General features: G+C 42.0%; 16 protein-coding genes. 6 read left to right on the top strand and 10 right to left on the bottom strand.

Annotated features, from left to right (window positions below):
* Positions 1-16 precede the first annotated feature (16 nt).
* The 3 genes from ACLOAU_RS23285 to ACLOAU_RS23275 form a co-directional block, all read right to left on the bottom strand.
* Entirely contained in the window at positions 17-1591 is a 1575-nt protein-coding gene (locus ACLOAU_RS23285; RefSeq protein WP_427864328.1) for an NAD(P)/FAD-dependent oxidoreductase, read from the bottom strand.
* A gap of 105 nt (positions 1592-1696) precedes the next feature.
* Complete coding sequence (locus ACLOAU_RS23280; RefSeq protein WP_427864327.1) at positions 1697-2245, bottom strand: hypothetical protein; 549 nt, start codon at positions 2243-2245, stop codon at positions 1697-1699.
* A gap of 97 nt (positions 2246-2342) precedes the next feature.
* Positions 2343-3515 carry a DUF3298 and DUF4163 domain-containing protein gene (locus tag ACLOAU_RS23275; protein ID WP_427864326.1) on the bottom strand — a complete coding sequence of 391 codons (1173 nt, stop codon included), beginning with the start codon at positions 3513-3515 and terminating at the stop codon, positions 2343-2345.
* Between the two features lie 151 nt (positions 3516-3666).
* Here ACLOAU_RS23275 and ACLOAU_RS23270 point away from each other — a divergent pair, with 151 nt between their 5' ends.
* Entirely contained in the window at positions 3667-5775 is a 2109-nt protein-coding gene (locus ACLOAU_RS23270; protein WP_427864325.1) for a TonB-dependent receptor plug domain-containing protein, read from the top strand.
* 2 nt (positions 5776-5777) lie between these two features.
* On the opposite strand, the gene ACLOAU_RS23265 is transcribed toward ACLOAU_RS23270, so the two are convergent.
* The 4 genes from ACLOAU_RS23265 to ACLOAU_RS23250 form a co-directional block, all read right to left on the bottom strand.
* Entirely contained in the window at positions 5778-6140 is a 363-nt protein-coding gene (locus ACLOAU_RS23265; protein WP_427864324.1) for a TM2 domain-containing protein, read from the bottom strand.
* Positions 6106-6420 carry a DUF2752 domain-containing protein gene (locus tag ACLOAU_RS23260; RefSeq protein WP_427864323.1) on the bottom strand — a complete coding sequence of 105 codons (315 nt, stop codon included), beginning with the start codon at positions 6418-6420 and terminating at the stop codon, positions 6106-6108. The genes ACLOAU_RS23265 and ACLOAU_RS23260 overlap by 35 nt, the downstream gene beginning before the upstream one ends.
* Positions 6421-6627: 207 nt before the next feature.
* Positions 6628-7899: an ABC transporter permease gene (locus ACLOAU_RS23255; RefSeq protein ID WP_427864322.1), complete on the bottom strand. Its 1272-nt coding sequence runs from the start codon at positions 7897-7899 to the stop codon at positions 6628-6630.
* Positions 7900-7915: 16 nt separating this feature from the next.
* A complete protein-coding gene (locus ACLOAU_RS23250) occupies positions 7916-8851 on the bottom strand; it encodes an ABC transporter ATP-binding protein (RefSeq protein ID WP_427864321.1) in 936 nt (311 codons plus the stop codon).
* A gap of 186 nt (positions 8852-9037) precedes the next feature.
* On the opposite strand from ACLOAU_RS23250, the gene ACLOAU_RS23245 reads away from it, so the two are divergent.
* Positions 9038-10027, top strand: a complete 990-nt coding sequence (locus tag ACLOAU_RS23245) for a zinc dependent phospholipase C family protein (protein WP_427864320.1) — start codon at positions 9038-9040, stop codon at positions 10025-10027.
* A gap of 92 nt (positions 10028-10119) precedes the next feature.
* Positions 10120-10614 carry a metallophosphoesterase family protein gene (locus tag ACLOAU_RS23240; protein ID WP_427864319.1) on the top strand — a complete coding sequence of 165 codons (495 nt, stop codon included), beginning with the start codon at positions 10120-10122 and terminating at the stop codon, positions 10612-10614.
* Between the two features lie 444 nt (positions 10615-11058).
* On the opposite strand, the gene ACLOAU_RS23235 is transcribed toward ACLOAU_RS23240, so the two are convergent.
* A complete protein-coding gene (locus tag ACLOAU_RS23235; protein ID WP_427864318.1) occupies positions 11059-11517 on the bottom strand; it encodes a hypothetical protein in 459 nt (152 codons plus the stop codon).
* Positions 11518-11616: 99 nt separating this feature from the next.
* Here ACLOAU_RS23235 and rpe point away from each other — a divergent pair, with 99 nt between their 5' ends.
* Entirely contained in the window at positions 11617-12264 is a 648-nt protein-coding gene (gene rpe / locus ACLOAU_RS23230) for a ribulose-phosphate 3-epimerase (protein ID WP_427864317.1), read from the top strand.
* A gap of 33 nt (positions 12265-12297) precedes the next feature.
* On the opposite strand, the gene ACLOAU_RS23225 is transcribed toward rpe, so the two are convergent.
* Positions 12298-12723 carry a DUF5684 domain-containing protein gene (locus tag ACLOAU_RS23225; RefSeq protein WP_427864316.1) on the bottom strand — a complete coding sequence of 142 codons (426 nt, stop codon included), beginning with the start codon at positions 12721-12723 and terminating at the stop codon, positions 12298-12300.
* A 345-nt stretch (positions 12724-13068) separates the two neighbouring features.
* On the opposite strand from ACLOAU_RS23225, the gene ACLOAU_RS23220 reads away from it, so the two are divergent.
* Positions 13069-14049, top strand: a complete 981-nt coding sequence (locus tag ACLOAU_RS23220) for a PhoH family protein (protein ID WP_427864315.1) — start codon at positions 13069-13071, stop codon at positions 14047-14049.
* Positions 14015-14683: a YiiX/YebB-like N1pC/P60 family cysteine hydrolase gene (locus tag ACLOAU_RS23215; RefSeq protein ID WP_427864314.1), complete on the top strand. Its 669-nt coding sequence runs from the start codon at positions 14015-14017 to the stop codon at positions 14681-14683. Before ACLOAU_RS23220 ends, ACLOAU_RS23215 begins: the two co-directional genes overlap by 35 nt.
* 52 nt (positions 14684-14735) lie before the next feature.
* On the opposite strand, the gene ACLOAU_RS23210 is transcribed toward ACLOAU_RS23215, so the two are convergent.
* Positions 14736-15575, bottom strand: an 840-nt coding sequence (locus tag ACLOAU_RS23210) for a maleylpyruvate isomerase N-terminal domain-containing protein (protein WP_427864313.1), incomplete at its 5' end; no start/stop codon positions are given.

Below are 15575 nucleotides of genomic sequence, written 5' to 3'. Positions count from 1 at the left end.
ATCATTTAAAATAATGCTAACCCGCAGCAATTTTTTGAGTTATACTTCTTGCTACCCGTTCTCCATCCATGGCGGCACTTACAATGCCGCCTGCATAGCCAGCCCCTTCGCCGCAGGGATAAAGGTTTTTAACCTGTGGATGCTGCAATGTTGCTGTATCTCTGGGTATTCTTACCGGCGACGAAGTTCTTGATTCCGTTGCTACGAGAACGGCTTCATTGGTATAGTATCCCCTCATTTTTTTACCAAATTCTACAAAGGCTTTTTGCAGCGCACCATGTATAAACGACGGCAATACCTCACTCAGATCGGCGCTGCTGATACCTGGCAGGTAAGAGCAATCGGGCAGGGTAGATGAGAACTTGTTAGTGCAAAAATCAACCATACGCTGTGCAGGTGCCTTTAACGCGCCGCCGCCTGATTGAAACGCCTTGTATTCTACTTCCTGCTGAAAATTTAACAGGGCCAGCGGATCTGCTTCCCCGGATTTTGAATTGTTAATTACATCAGCCAATTGCACCTGTACAACAATGCCGGAATTGGCATAAGGGTTATTTCGTTTTGAAGGAGACCAGCCATTGACTACAATTTCGTTTGGTGCAGTAGCCGCAGGTGCAATGATGCCCCCCGGACACATACAGAAGCTGAATACCCCAATATGATTAACCTGTTGTACCAGGCTGTAAGATGCAGGAGGTAAGTAGGCTCCCCGGGTATCGCATTTATATTGTGCCTTATCGATCAGGCTTTGCGGATGCTCTGCGCGAACTCCTAAAGCAAAAGGCTTTGCTTCTATTAAAATATTTTTCTTGTGTAACAAATGAAATATATCGCGGGCAGAATGGCCGGTAGCCAGAATAGTAGCTTCGGCTTCTATTGAAGTGCCGTCCTGCGTTATAACACCTTTGAGAATATGGTTGTCAATAATAAAGTCAACTACTTTTTGATCAAACAATACCTTTCCTCCGCAATCAATTACCTGGTCGCGCATAGCCGTAATGATCTTGGGGAGCTTGTTCGTGCCGATATGAGGATGTGCTTCGTAGAGTATTTTTTCTTCCGCGCCAAATCGTACGAAAAGGTTTAGTATCCGGTCAATATCCCCTCTTTTGTTGCTTCTTGTATACAGTTTTCCGTCGCTATAAGTACCGGCACCCCCTTCTCCAAAACAGTAATTACTTTCGGGGTTAACAATTCCTTCCTTGTTCATTGCTGCAAGGTCGCGCCTGCGCGATTTTACATCTTTACCACGCTCCAGTACAATAGGTTGTATCCCATTCTCAATTAACTGAAGAGCTGCAAATAATCCGGCCGGACCGGCACCTATTACAATAACTTTCTTTTCTGCTTTGCTTACATCTTTAAACTGAAAGGACTGTAGTTCACGTTGCTGGTAAGGCTCATTAATAAAAGCGTTTACTTTTAAATTGAACCAGGGCTGCCTGGACCGTGCATCAATTGAATGCTTTAATATAGTAAACCCTGTAACGTTGGCGGGATCCGTATTTTCGATGGCTGCTATTTGCTGATGAATAAAAGCATGATCCGATGCCTCCTGCGGAGATAATTTGAGTTGGATAGTTTTTTGCATGTTTTGTCAGGTTTTTATCCTGAAGAATTTCTGCAAAGAAAAGAAGAAAATCGGAATCATGTATTTGTGGTAAAAATAGAAGGAGGGCAGGCCCGGGAAATAGCATTATGGCTTGTCAACACTCATATCAACATAAACGATCTTATACCGGTTACCCTTCTTCGAGCTTCGAAAAATCCGGTTGATCAGTAACCCGGTTCCGCCGATGCCTGTCGCAATAGCTACATTTCGTGCATTTCGTTTGTCAAGTAAGGGATCGGCTTTTTCTATCAGGCCGTTAACAATATTCAAAACACTGTAGCCCAGTCCGCCAATGGCTGCAATTCCTCCCAGCTTACCCAGGTAATGGTTCCGGTAGCTGGCTTTAGGGGTATTGATATATTTAATCCCTTTATAATGAAGCTGTAAAATATAAGTAGTTACCGTATCATAGCTCACCGTTCCAAAAATATTGGTATAGGGAGCTGTTGTAAAATACCGGAGGTAAATACTGTCGTTAGCAATTTTATGAATTAACGCATCATATCGTCTGCCATCTGTAGCCTGGAAGGATATATTGGTGCCGGCATAGTAATTTTTTACAGGTACACCATTTTTCTTTCTTACGGAAATGAAATCAGGCACCTGTGCAGCGCCCACAAAGGTAGCAGTCAAAAAGCATGAAATCAACAGCAGCCGTAACATTTGCGCTAAAGATAGCAGGATTACGCCAATCCGAATCTATCCGAATTGTTAAAGCATTAAAAAAGTTCTACAATTGCATTCGCTTCACAAAGTCGGCATTAAGGTAAGGTTTCAACTCGGCAAATGGTATCCAAACCTTTATTTCACCGTCGGCGTAAGATGCTATTTCGTAGGGTGCGTAGGAGAAGCCCAGCCCCTTAGGCGAGAAGTAGAAATTATTATTGGGTTCCAGCTTTTTTACAAATAACCGCGTATTCAATGGGGTAGAAGCCGGTACCGCATACTGCTTCCTGTAATGTTGCTCCAACAGTTGTTGCATGGTTGTAGAATCGATGGATAGCAAATCCCCAAGCGATAATTGTTTTTTGGCGGTAACATCGAAACAATACATGCTTGTTCCATAGTTGCCATGCGCGCCACCGGTATAAGCGTAGCTATACATGCTTAGCACCAGGTAACCATTCTGGTTAAATAGCACATTACCTATTGCTTCATATTCCCTGTTTAAGAAATAGTGCGGCCCATCGTCAGCAATACCAACAATGCTGCTATCAACTTCCGCCCCATAACCGTCAACCGCCTGCTTCACCTTGTTGTTAACTACCTGTTGCATCGGTAGGCCCGGACTGTCCCCTTTGCTACCGGCTCCTAAAAATCCTTTTACCTTCTCATTCAGCCAGGCCTGGTTTTCGTCGGCGGCAGCTATAACACTTACGGCAGTTTTGAGCGTTGGCGTATCTTTTTTGAATTTGAGGTATTGTGCCGAATCCACCGCTCCTATCGCCACAACATTTATAGATGGTTGAATAGCGGATTCCTTTAAATCGATGGGATAAGATGTTGTTGCATCACCACTCGTCCAGGTGCCTTTGATGCCATCGGCTGAAATGGCCATAGCCAGAGAGGGCGATTTTCCTGAGGTTATATTGGTGATCTCTATCAGGTACACGCTATCTCCCGATGTTTTTTCCCAGTTCCTGGTAAGGAAGATCGTCTGCCCCTGTTCTACATAATAATAATTCGCGTCGATACGATCGGCTGCTTTTACTATATGCATGACCACAGGTTTTCCTGCTATCGTGCCTTCCATGGTTTTAAAAAAGTAAGTGTCGGTCAAACTTTGTTTTTCTGATAGGCTGTCTTTCGTGGAAGCACCTGTGTCGGCAGGCTTCTTGTCTTCATTCTTACACGCAAAAAGAATCAGCAGTAACAGGCAGCTGATAAAAATACGGTTATACATATAATAAGGTTTGGATAGTTCTGAAAATCATTATTCTCCTACAAAAATTCATGCCACAAATAGCACCAGCATAAATGTTGGAAACCTGAACGAAATTACAACGGGCTATCTTAATTTTAGTCCTCTAAATCGTTTTTTGTTAATCAATTTCATGAAGTATAGCTTTTCCCGTAAATTAAATTTGAGGCTGGTTCCTTTACTCGATTTTCATTTGGTTATTTGTTACCTGGTAATTGGGGCGTTGCTGTGGACGCCTGTTTCAGCAGGTGCACAGGTGGCAGCTTTAGACTCAGGTAGAAGGTTAGCTGAGGATACCGTTTTTACCGAAGGACGATTTCAAAGCGCTACAACTGCTGCGGTGGTTAAAAAGCGCCTGTTAGAGCCACCTGCTAATAAGAGCGCCATGCTAAATGCTATCAATACAGTGGCTGGTGTACGAATGGAGGAGCGGTCTCCCGGCAGTTACAGGCTTAATATGCGGGGAAGCTCCCTGCGATCTCCTTTTGGCGTACGAAATATAAAAATTTACTGGAATGATATTCCCTTAACTGATCCCGGAGGTAATACCTATTTTAACCAGCTTACATTGAATAGCTTTTCGGAAATGACATTTGTTAAAAGTACCGCGAACACCGGTTATGGCGCAGGAACGGGCGGACAGGTGCTGATCAAAAATATTCCAGCAAAGACAACAGAAGCATCAGTAGAGTTGTTTGGAGGCAGTTACCAGCTAAGAGGGGTATTGGCTTCCGGTAATATTGCAGGCGCGAAAAGTGCTTCACGTATGAGTTATTCGCATAATGAAACGGAAGGATACCGCGAACAATCGGCAATGCGCCGGGATAATTTTTCCTGGACGAGTGAGTTCAAGATATCTGATAAACAGCAAATAAGCGCCAATGTTTTATTTGCTGATATGTATTACCAAACTCCCGGAGGGCTTACTCTTAAAGAGTTTCAGGCCAACCCAAGATCTGCGCGGCCGGCTGCGGGTATTTTCCCCTCGGCACTGGATGCTAAAGCTGCCATATTTCAGCGAAACTTCACTGCCGGCCTGGGATATAAAAATAAAATCAGCGCAGCATTCTCTAACAGTACAACGGTGTATGGATCTTATAACCGTGTTGAAAACAGCGCTGTCAGGAATTATGAAATGCGTAATGAACCTCATTTTGGAGCCAGGACCATTTTTAAACTGGATAAGAAAATTGGTAATGGTAACCGCATCGATTGGCAGAACGGTGCAGAATTACAATCGGGTAACTTTAATGTAAAAGTACTGGGCAATAGAAATGGGACTGCAGATACACTGCAAACCAACGACGATGTGCAAACTACGGTGTATACAATTTTTTCCCAGCTAGTGTTTGATATGGCTAATAAGTGGAGCTATAGCGCCGGACTAAGTTATAATAAAAGCAGGATCGCCTTCGAGAGACTAAGCGATCACCCTGTTTTAAACCAGCCGTTTTCCTTCAGCACAGAGCTAATACCCCGGTTTGCTATTTCCAGGGCTTTTGGGTATAATAACAGCATTGGTGTATTAGTATCTAAATCATTTTCTCCGCCTACAGTAGCAGAATTGTTACCTTCTACAGGAGTTATTAATACCGGGTTAGAGGCTGAAAAGGGCTGGAATTACGAATTGATGGGAAAAATTAATTCTTTGCCCCGTTTACAAATTGAAACCAGTGTTTTTACTTTTCGTTTAAAGGATGCATTGGTGCAGCGGCGTGATGAAGCTGGTGCAGATTATTTTACAAATGCAGGCGGCACCCGGCAAAGTGGGATAGAACTGTTTACCCGGTTTAATTATATCCGGCGCAGTTCATTTATTGAAACAGGATGGCTAACTGCAGCATATACTTACAGCCATTTCAGGTATAACGAGTTTGAAAAAGACGGAAATGATTTTTCGGGTAAAGTGCTGCCCGGCGTACCATCCAACACTATTTCCATTTGGGGTGATGCCTATTTAAAAAATGGTTTGTACCTGGTCGGGTCTTATTATGGAGCCTCATCTATTTTTCTGAATGACGCTAATACAGTTACCGCCCACCCTTACCACTTAGCTGCCGCAAAAATTGGGTATACTACTGCTATAAAAAAGATACAGGTTAATGTTTATACAGGAGTTGACAACCTGTTCAACGAAACCTATAGCCTGGGAAATGATATTAATGCTGCGGCAGGCAGATATTACAATGCCGCCCCACGCAGAAATTATTATGCAGGAGCGGCATTCTCTTTTGCTAAATAAAATTACCTGAAAGTAGCAACCGCCATATTAGCGGCTTCATATGCCATTTTCTGATTATAGGTAAGGGTAATGCTTTTAATGTTGATAAGGTCTACTATAGTACCTACAAAGCAAAGACCTGCTGTAAAGAAGTATAAAATACCCAGCCCGATATCACCGGTGATGATCCTGTGTATACCGGCAAAGCCAACGAACCCTACCAGTGCAAGTACCAGCATTAAGGTGCGGTCTCTTCTTTTACCCTGGAATATTGCCAGGAAGGTTTGTTGCTGTTGTTCGGTCATATTTTGAGAAAGTTGCATGATCGTTGCCATTTCATCGTATTCCATATCAGGAAACATTCTTAAAAGTTGTTGCTGGTCCATAGTTGTTTGTTTTGTTGATTGTATATATTGCTTTGCAGCTTTGATAAAAAATGATCAGGGTTGCGGGAATACCTAAAATATGTTCCTGTACCGATTTTTGAAATTCAAAATGCAGGGCATAGTGAATAGCATGACCAAGTCCGCAGCCCGGGCACCAGGTAAATCCCAGGTTTTTTAAAATGCAAAGCGAGGTAGAATTGTCTACTTTCATAACCCCCAATAGTATCAGTGCGCCGTTCCAAACAATTACCTCACTATATTTTCTTAAAAACCTGAGCATTGCGCTTAAAAATTATAACACAAAATTAGCTGCTCCGGGTCCCGCTGCATAGTGCTGGTCGGTGAATTGTGACTAAATAGCGGTGAACTGTGAATTGGAAATGGTAAGGCGAAGAGTGCAGAGAACAATTTATATGGATAGAGGACAGGCCATGAACCATGAACCATGAACTATCCTCTACTATTTATATACAATCTGTTTTCAAACTTACTTCCTGAGCGCCCATTTGATCATCTCCCGCCAGGTAGGTTTTTTGCCGTACATTAAAATACCGGTGCGGTATATTTTACTGGCAAACCATACCATAAAGAGAAAACTGGCTACCAGTAATGCCATACTTAATGTTAATTGCCAGTAGGGTACTGTGCCGGGCACGCCATATGCTACGCGTGCCATCATCACAATAGGAGAGGTGAATGGAATGATGCTCGTCCAAACCGCGACAGGACTGGTGGGGTCTTTCATGGCTATCGTGAGCATAAAAATCGCGAAAATGATAATAAGCGTTATAGGGAAAGATAAAGACTGTGCTTCCCTTACATCTTCGTTTACTGCGCTTCCTACCGCCGCGTAAATGGAAGAATAAAAGAAAAAACCGCTTAAAAAATAGAATGCAAACAGGCTCAGCAGTAATCCCATATTTACGCTGGTAAATACCTTTTGGGCACTTTGCACCATTTCCCCCATGGAAGGATTGGCTTCAACAGCGGCTTTGCTCACGTTAAAGATGATAAAAACAAATGCAATCCAAAGCAAAAACTGCGTTAAGGCTACCAATGCAATTCCTACTATTTTGCCTAACATCAGCTGAAAGGGTTTTACAGAAGATACCATTACTTCTGCAATGCGATTGGTTTTTTCCTCCATTACGCCCATCATAACCTGGGATCCGTAGATCAGCAGGATGAAATAAACCAGGAAGCCTGCGGCATAGCCGATGATCATGGCGAAAGTGCCATTCGAATTTTTGTCTTTCAGGTTTTCTGCAGATACATTTAAATGACTACCGGTAAGCGTTTGGCGTTTCTGCATATCAATACCTAACTCCTCGTACTTGATGTCATTCCAGATATTATTAAGCTTTGATTGTACTTCAGAAATTGCGCCAAGTGTTCTGTTGGATTTAACCGAAATATTACCGGGGGCTTTATCAACCATGATATTGGCTGGAATGACCACGTAGCCGTCATAACCCTGCGTTTCAAAATTTTCTGATAATTTCCTGGGATCATCCTTTACCAGGGTCAGCACATTGGATTTGCCTGTTTCATTGGCGCCGGCAATTTTGGCAGCTGTAAATTTTCCGGAAGAGTCAACTACCGCAATTTTAAGTTTAGTGGATGATTTGGCACCGATATAAGAAGTGCCGAATATCAATCCCAGGTATAATAGCGGGAACAGAAGGGTAGATATAATAAAGGTTTTCTTCCGTACACGGGTTAGGAACTCGCGTTGTATAATTAAGAATGTCTTGTTCATGAGTTGTGTTTGGGTATTAATTGTCAATTTCCTGGAAACGGCGGGCTAATGGAGTGCCTTCTACCTGCCGGATAAATATGTCATTCAAACTCGGTAGTATTTCATTAAAAGATTCTATCAGGATCCCCTTTGATAAAAGATATTGGAGCATTTCATTATTAGTTCTGCCATCTCTTTTTTGAACAATAATGCTGTCGCCCCTGGTGTCTTTAATGGAGAATACTTCATTGTCTTCTAATAATATTCCATTTTCAGCAAAAGCTATTTTGTACAAGTCTTCTTTAAAGTCCTGCTTTACCTGGTCTACAGTACCATCCAGTATTTTCTGCCCCCGGTTCACCAAAACAATGTGGTCACAAATTTCCTCTACCTGTTCCATGCGATGGGTACTGAATATGATGGTAGAACCATTTTTGGCCAGGTTGAAGATCTCGTCCTTGATCAGGTTACTGTTTACAGGGTCCAGGCCGCTAAAAGGCTCATCCAGGATAACCAGTTTGGGGTTGTGTAATACGGTGGTCACAAACTGCAGCTTTTGTTGCATACCTTTTGAGAGATCTTCCACTTTTTTATTCCACCAGCTTTCCATTTCAAAGCGGGCGAACCATTGCTTTATTTTTTCTGTAGCCTCCTTTTTACCAAGCCCCTTTAACTGAGCAAGATAAAGTGTCTGTTCCCCGATCTTCATTTTCTTATATAAGCCACGCTCTTCGGGCATATACCCAATTTTCGCAATGTCATTGGCCGGATCAAAAGGTTTCCCGTCGAAAATAATAGAGCCGCTATCAGGATAAAAGATACCGGTTATCATCCTGATCAGGGTGGTTTTCCCAGCTCCGTTAGGCCCCAGCAGCCCGAATATCTGGCCTTGCTCAATAGTCAGGCTGATATCGTCAACAGCTTTCTGCGTAGCGAAATATTTTTTAAGATTCTTTACTTCAAGTAGCGGCATTATAAAATTGATTTGGTAATTAGTATCAATCAAAGATAATTTGTTACAGTTGATACTGTTTTTATTTTACACGCACCAATAAGTTCCATGTTTGAAGTCAATATTTTATTTGTTATTGCTATATTAATGTTGTGACTGCGATTTGATCCGGTATTTCCCGCAACTTTGCAGCTTATTGTCAAATATATGAACAGAAAATATTTTACACTTTCAGCTTTTTTAATAATAATTATCATATCAGTTTCAGGATGGGGATTCCTCGTGCATCGTACTATTGCACAGTTAGCTATTTACGAATTACCCAAATCGATGCAGTCATTTTTCTATACTAATAAGGATTCATTGGTATATGGGGCTCCAAGACCTGATGTAAGGCGAACAAAAGACGAATCGGAAGGGAGTAAACACTATATGGATATGGAGTATTTTGGTGATTCTGCCTTTAGTGTTGTTCCCCACAAATTTGAAGATGCGGTTAGTAAATATACCTTTGATACACTAGCTAAATATGGAACTTTACCCTATGTGGTATTGGAGTATATGAATAAACTAACTGATGCTTTCCGTTCACAAAATGCAGATAGTATTGTGTTTTATGCGGCAGACCTGAGTCACTATATTGCTGATGCTCACGTGCCCTTGCATACCTCTATTAATTATGATGGTCAGCTTACGGGGCAAAACGGCATTCATGACCTATGGGAAACTACCGTGCCGGAAGTAGAAATCCTGGGTTATAAACTAAGTAGCCGCCACAAGGCTAAATACCTGGAGTCTCCGGAGCAGGAAATATGGAAGATCATCGAACATACCTTCTCTTTACTGCCCGAGATGTTTGCACAGGAGAAAGAAGTATCAAAGAATTTTACCGATTCAACCAAGTACCGTTGGGAAGTTCGCTGGGGTAAGAACAGGAGGTTTTATACCAGTGCATTTGCTAAAGAGTATTCCCGTGCATTAAAAAGCTCCATTAACGATCAATTAATAGCGTCTTCTGATGCACTGGCTGATTTCTGGTACACAGCATGGGTAAATGCAGGCCGGCCGGATCTGAATAAAATATTAAAGAAGCCTTATCATAAACGGGGTTTTAAAACTGAAAAGAAAGCTTTTCTGAAAAATCAACTGGTGGCAAAGAAAATTCTGATCTCCACACAGAGAATGACAAAGGATTAAGGAAAGTTAGAAGTACGTAAGTCGGAAAGTCCGTAAGTTTGAAGACGAACGCATGTTTTTTGTATGATCCGGACTCTTCAACTTTTTTATATATGACCCGCATTGGCCTTATATCAGATACACATGGTTTTTTAGACGAACAGGTGTTTAAACATTTTGACCAATGTGACGAGATCTGGCATGCCGGTGATTTTGGAACCGCAATCATAGCCGAGCAATTGCGTGCTTTTAAACCATTGCGGGGTGTTTATGGCAATATTGATGGAGCAGATATCCGTTTACAGTTTGGTGAGGTAGCAACGTTTACGATTGAAAACGTAAAGGTGATGATGAAGCATATAGGAGGCTACCCCCCCAAATATAATGCGGAAACCAAAAAACAGGTCATTGCCGAAAGGCCGCAGCTGTTTATCAGCGGGCACTCACATATACTAAAAGTAATGTTCGATGATGTGCTTCAGTGTTTGCACATGAACCCCGGCGCCGCAGGCAAACAAGGCTGGCAACAAGTACGTACACTGATCCGCTTCGTTATTGACGGCAGTAATTTTAAAGACTGCGAAGTAATTGAGTTGGGGAAGAAATGAGAATAGCTAGTAGGGAATGGCCAGTAGGGAATAGGAAGTAGTAAGTGTTGGGAAATGTTTAATGTTCTGCGCCTCTGCGAGAAATCAACCAGTGAATGGAATAGCGGTTAGGAAAATATTCAATACTCAATGTTCAATATTTAACACTCATTGTTCTGGGCCTCTACATCTCTGCGCGCTCTGCGAGAAATCAACCAGTGGAATGGAATAGCGGGTAGGGAAATATTCAGTAATCAATGTTCAAGATTCAACACTCATTGTTCTGCGTCTCTGCATATCTGCGCGCTCTGCGGGAAATCAACCAGTGAATGGAATACCAAGTAAGGAAAATATTCAATGCTCGATTTTCAATGGGTAATATACAATCCTTCGACAGGGGCAGGATAAGCTTTCAGCATTAAGCATCTTCAGGCCAGCATCCAGCAAACCAGTAACCAGCTTCACCTAAAACCATCCCCTTCCTTGTCCTACTTCTCTAAACGGCCATGGAATAGAAGCCAGCATGATGATAAAAGCAATAACATAAAACAGAACGGTTTTGCGATGTTTGGTAGCATCGGGAATATTCTTTTTTGCAAAGGACTTACCTACGTGAACTAAGGCAATAGCTATGATCATTCCTAAAAGATGTTCTACTGCAAAGAAGCGATAAACCGGGGCTTTCATAATATCTCCCATGGGCATTTGCTGAAAAAGCTTCAGTCCGAAGGTACCTGTAAACCACTGAACCAATCCCACCAACAAGTTGATATCACAGCAAATCATCAGCAGTAAGCCGGCAGTTGCATGCCCCTTGGTAAAAGGTTTATTGCCAGCGCCCAAACTTTTAAAAATGGCGATTAAAAAGAAAAGCACGATGGCCCAGCGTAAAAAGCTGTGTAAATGTAGTAATCCGGTTTGCATAGCTTCGAGATTTGTGTGAGCGAAAATAGGCAATTGTTATGGATTTAGTAGGGGCTTAACGCTTAAAACATTTACTTTGCAGCACTTAGACAGTAAACTATGGCTTTGATTGCTCCTTCTTTATTAGCAGCTGATTTTTTAAAACTGCAGGCAGAATGTGAAATGGTGAACAACAGTGCGGCGGATTGGTTGCACCTGGATGTAATGGATGGCATGTTCGTTCCCAATATAAGCTTCGGTCCTATGGTGATTGAGTTTGTCAGAAAAATCGTTAATAAGCCCTGCGATGTACACCTGATGATTGAGCAACCGGCGCGCTATGCAGAGCAGTTTAAAAATGCCGGGGCAGATCATCTGACTATTCATATTGAAGCCTGTCCGATGTTACACCAGGATATTACGCAGATTAAATCGTTGGGTATGAAGGCCGGAGTTGCTGTTAATCCGCATACGCCGGTGTCTTTATTAAGTGATATACTGCATGAGGTAAGCATCGTAAACCTGATGAGTGTAAACCCCGGTTTTGGCGGACAAAAATTTATCACCTATACATTAGAGAAGATCAAGCAACTCAAACAAATGATCAGGGAACGTAACCTGGATGTATTGATTGAGATTGATGGTGGCGTGACTGTAGAAAATGCCAAAGAAATTATTGATGCCGGTGCAGATGTATTAGTGGCAGGGAGCACTGTTTTCAGAGCGAGTGATCCTATAGCAGCAGTTGAAAAATTGAAAGCATTATAAAAAAACCGCCAGAGGGCGGTTTTAAAGTCGTTATTAAAATTGTTGTGCTCGCTCAAAATCGAAGCGATTTTTATCGCCATAAGTGTCGAAAGCTGCTTTATCGCCAAAAGGGCCTAAGTACTTCGCGTCTCCAAAGCCAAGAATGGGGAAGAAAATGAATGATAAAAAATATAATCCCGCAGTAAAGCCTTCGCCTTTACCAAAGCTTTTTGAAAGCATATTTAAACCCCATACGCCGAATACTATATTAACGTAAGGTATAAGGAGTACAATTACCCACCACCCTGGTTTGCCTATGATCTTGGTAAAAATATAAATGTTGTAAATAGGCACAATGGCTTCCCAGCCCTGGTATCCTGCTTTTTGATAAATCTTCCACAAGGCGATAATAACTATCACCGTTATTATCAGGAATGGAACTAAGAAGACCATTTGCCATATCCCGGAGTTTTCGTACATCGTTTTAAGTTTTAGTTTAAAAATATCGTCAAATGTACAAGGTTCGGATAAATTAAGGCATCCCTTATTCTAATGATAATAGCCATGACTGTTTGTTAAAAATACAGGCAGGCTAAACTTCATCGCCCTAAAAGTGTTACTATCTTGTATAAAGTATATAAGCCTTTGCCAATAAAAAAAGATTTAACAAAATCCACAATTGTTGATAAGTTAAATACGCTTCTTTTGATTGAAGAAAAGTATATTTGAGATAGAAGGGCAGGCGTTCTGTAAATAAGTTCAGGACGACGAAAAATAAGCCGGTTTGCTCTTTGCCGGGAGCCTTAATGATAAACTATATCCGATTTGACAGAAACAATTATTAACCTCGAAACAGTTAACCCACTGGATTTTTTTGGTGTTAACAATGCAAAGCTCGACATCCTTAAAAAGAAATTCCCTTTACTTAAAATTCTTTCGCGTGGTACGCAAATAAAACTAAGCGGTGCGCCCGAACAAATAAAGGCGGCTACGGAAAAAATTAAACTGGCTATTTCCTATCTGGAAAGAAATGGCAGTATGAGTAACAATTATTTCGACCAGATTTTGGGTGGCGACGATGTTGAAGTGATTGACAACTTCATGGAGCGTAATCCAAATGAAGTGTTGGTGTTTGGACCTAATGGTAAAAGCGTAAGAGCAAGAACAGCCAATCAGAAAAAGCTGGTACAGGAAGCCGAAAAGAACGATGTCGTTTTTGCTATTGGTCCTGCCGGTACCGGTAAAACTTACACGGCAGTAGCCTTAGCTGTACGTGCATTAAAGAACAAACAGGTTAAGAAGATTATTTTAACCAGGCCGGCTGTGGAAGCAGGCGAAAGCCTGGGTTTTTTACCCGGCGATCTGAAAGAAAAAATTGATCCTTACCTGAGGCCACTATACGACGCGTTGGACGATATGATACCCGCAGATAAGCTGGGTTATTTTATGACCACGCGAACGATTGAAATTGCGCCACTTGCTTATATGCGCGGGCGAACACTTGACAACGCCTTTATTATTCTCGATGAGGCACAGAATGCTACTGATTTACAGCTTAAAATGTTTTTAACCCGTATTGGTGCTAATGCAAAAGCCATTATTACCGGTGATATGACACAGGTAGACTTACCTAAGAACCAGCGTAGTGGTTTAAAAACCGCAGCACGCATCCTGCGTAATATTCCGGGGATTGGCTACATTGAACTGGATGAAGAAGATGTGGTAAGACACCGTTTGGTTAAAGCCATTATCAAGGCCTACAATGCAGAGCATGAAAGAAGTGCAGAGAGCCAGGATTCGAAGTAATAAAGGTAGAACCCATTTCACCTTCAGAGGTATCCGTTTAGGCGGATGCCTTTTTCTTTTTTGTATGCTGGCCTGCAACACCAGTAAAAGGTCCAACTTAGAGGAAGAGATAAAAAGGATTCAGGCACTTGTAAAGAGTGGTGATGTGATCGTAAGAAATGGCAACGATGAAGTAAGCAATGCCGCACGTAGTTTCAACAGGAAGGATAAAACCTATTCTCATTGCGGACTGGTACAGGTTGAGCAGGATACCGTATTTGTATACCATGCACTGGGGGGAAGCTATAATCCTTCCCAAAAGCTTTTGCGCCAAACGATGAAGGATTTTTGCAGCGATGAAGATATTGATAAAGTAGCGGTGTTCAGGTATCCGCTGGATGATAAAGAAAGTGCAGTACTGAGTAGCTGGACACAGCATCAGTATCGCAACGGATTGGCATTCGATCTTTTTTTCAATTTCCAAACCGATGACAAGATGTATTGCAGTGAATTTGTATTTAAGGGTTTGAACGCTGCAAAGGGTGGTGCCTTGAAAAAGATATTGCCGGAAAACGAAAAAGCTATGTATGTTACAATTGATGATCTTTATTTAAATGACTGGGCGAAGAAAATAGGGTCTGCGAAATTGGACTAAAACCTATTTGTTGCTTTCTGAAATGTCTTGCCGTTCCGGGCAATTAATCATGCTATGCCATAACCGAAACCATTCTCAGCACCTGCTCACCTAATGCCCGGTCACCCGCTATTGTAACCTTATCCATTACCTGTTCCTCGGTCCAGCTCCTGGAAAACAGTTTCCATGCAGTATCCGGATCGATAGTTACTGTTGAGTGGGAGGTCCGAGTGCTATCGCCTTTCCTCAAAACCCAGCCTGCTGCTGTTTTTGTGATGTTCCATTGTCCGCCGATATCTGTTGACACCATAACGGATACAACGGTGTTTTCTGCTGCTTCAGTATTTCTAAACGTATAAGGAAGGGCATGCATAAATGTGTCGAGGAATGGATAATATAATTCCTTTGTCATAAGACCCTGCTTATTTACTGCATCTCTTATTTGTTGTTGATGCAGGAATTTCTCAGTGTATTCCCTGGCAATATGGAACCAGTTTGGAGAGGTTTCCTGTCCGGCCCAGGCTACCGGAAATACAGCATTATTAAATGGGTTCAATTCTTCCAGATGCGCTGTATATTGTTTTCCGGTAATAGCCAAAAGTTCTATCAATACTTTAGGGCTGAGTCTTTGGGTAGCACGGGTCCAGGTCATGTTTAAATTATTTAAAAATGAAACAAGGTCCTGGTATGAATTGATATTATTGGCCGGCTCACCAAAATAATGATCCCTTGAAATAGAGAGCCCCCTCAGATTGCCGTCCATCAGGTGGGATGCTACATCTTTTACTTTCCAGAGTTTGGCAACAGTAGGTGCATTCCATTCCTCTTCGGTCAGCGATTCTAAGAGTTCGACAAGCATCCTGTCCAGTACAGGGAATAACTCCAGCGTCTTTATTTCAATTTGCTCTTTCAT

Origin of the sequence: Paraniabella aurantiaca, from assembly GCF_050309965.1 — a bacterium.
In the GTDB taxonomy this organism is placed as follows: domain Bacteria; phylum Bacteroidota; class Bacteroidia; order Chitinophagales; family Chitinophagaceae; genus Niabella.
This window is presented reverse-complemented; position numbering and strand designations above follow the sequence as displayed.

Excerpts from the sequence above, each read along its gene's own strand:
- ACLOAU_RS23255 (WP_427864322.1), bottom strand. The coding sequence starts at position 7,899 with ATGAACAAGACATTCTTAATTATACAACGCGAGTTCCTAACCCGTGTA.
- ACLOAU_RS23265 (WP_427864324.1), bottom strand. The coding sequence starts at position 6,140 with ATGGACCAGCAACAACTTTTAAGAATGTTTCCTGATATGGAATACGAT.
- ACLOAU_RS23250 (WP_427864321.1), bottom strand. The coding sequence starts at position 8,851 with ATGCCGCTACTTGAAGTAAAGAATCTTAAAAAATATTTCGCTACGCAG.
- ACLOAU_RS23285 (WP_427864328.1), bottom strand. The coding sequence starts at position 1,591 with ATGCAAAAAACTATCCAACTCAAATTATCTCCGCAGGAGGCATCGGAT.
- ACLOAU_RS23215 (WP_427864314.1), top strand. The coding sequence starts at position 14,015 with ATGAAAGAAGTGCAGAGAGCCAGGATTCGAAGTAATAAAGGTAGAACC.
- ACLOAU_RS23245 (WP_427864320.1), top strand. The coding sequence starts at position 9,038 with ATGAACAGAAAATATTTTACACTTTCAGCTTTTTTAATAATAATTATC.
- rpe (WP_427864317.1), top strand. The coding sequence starts at position 11,617 with ATGGCTTTGATTGCTCCTTCTTTATTAGCAGCTGATTTTTTAAAACTG.
- ACLOAU_RS23270 (WP_427864325.1), top strand. The coding sequence starts at position 3,667 with ATGAAGTATAGCTTTTCCCGTAAATTAAATTTGAGGCTGGTTCCTTTA.
- ACLOAU_RS23275 (WP_427864326.1), bottom strand. The coding sequence starts at position 3,515 with ATGTATAACCGTATTTTTATCAGCTGCCTGTTACTGCTGATTCTTTTT.
- ACLOAU_RS23235 (WP_427864318.1), bottom strand. The coding sequence starts at position 11,517 with ATGCAAACCGGATTACTACATTTACACAGCTTTTTACGCTGGGCCATC.
- ACLOAU_RS23260 (WP_427864323.1), bottom strand. The coding sequence starts at position 6,420 with ATGCTCAGGTTTTTAAGAAAATATAGTGAGGTAATTGTTTGGAACGGC.
- ACLOAU_RS23240 (WP_427864319.1), top strand. The coding sequence starts at position 10,120 with ATGACCCGCATTGGCCTTATATCAGATACACATGGTTTTTTAGACGAA.
- ACLOAU_RS23225 (WP_427864316.1), bottom strand. The coding sequence starts at position 12,723 with ATGTACGAAAACTCCGGGATATGGCAAATGGTCTTCTTAGTTCCATTC.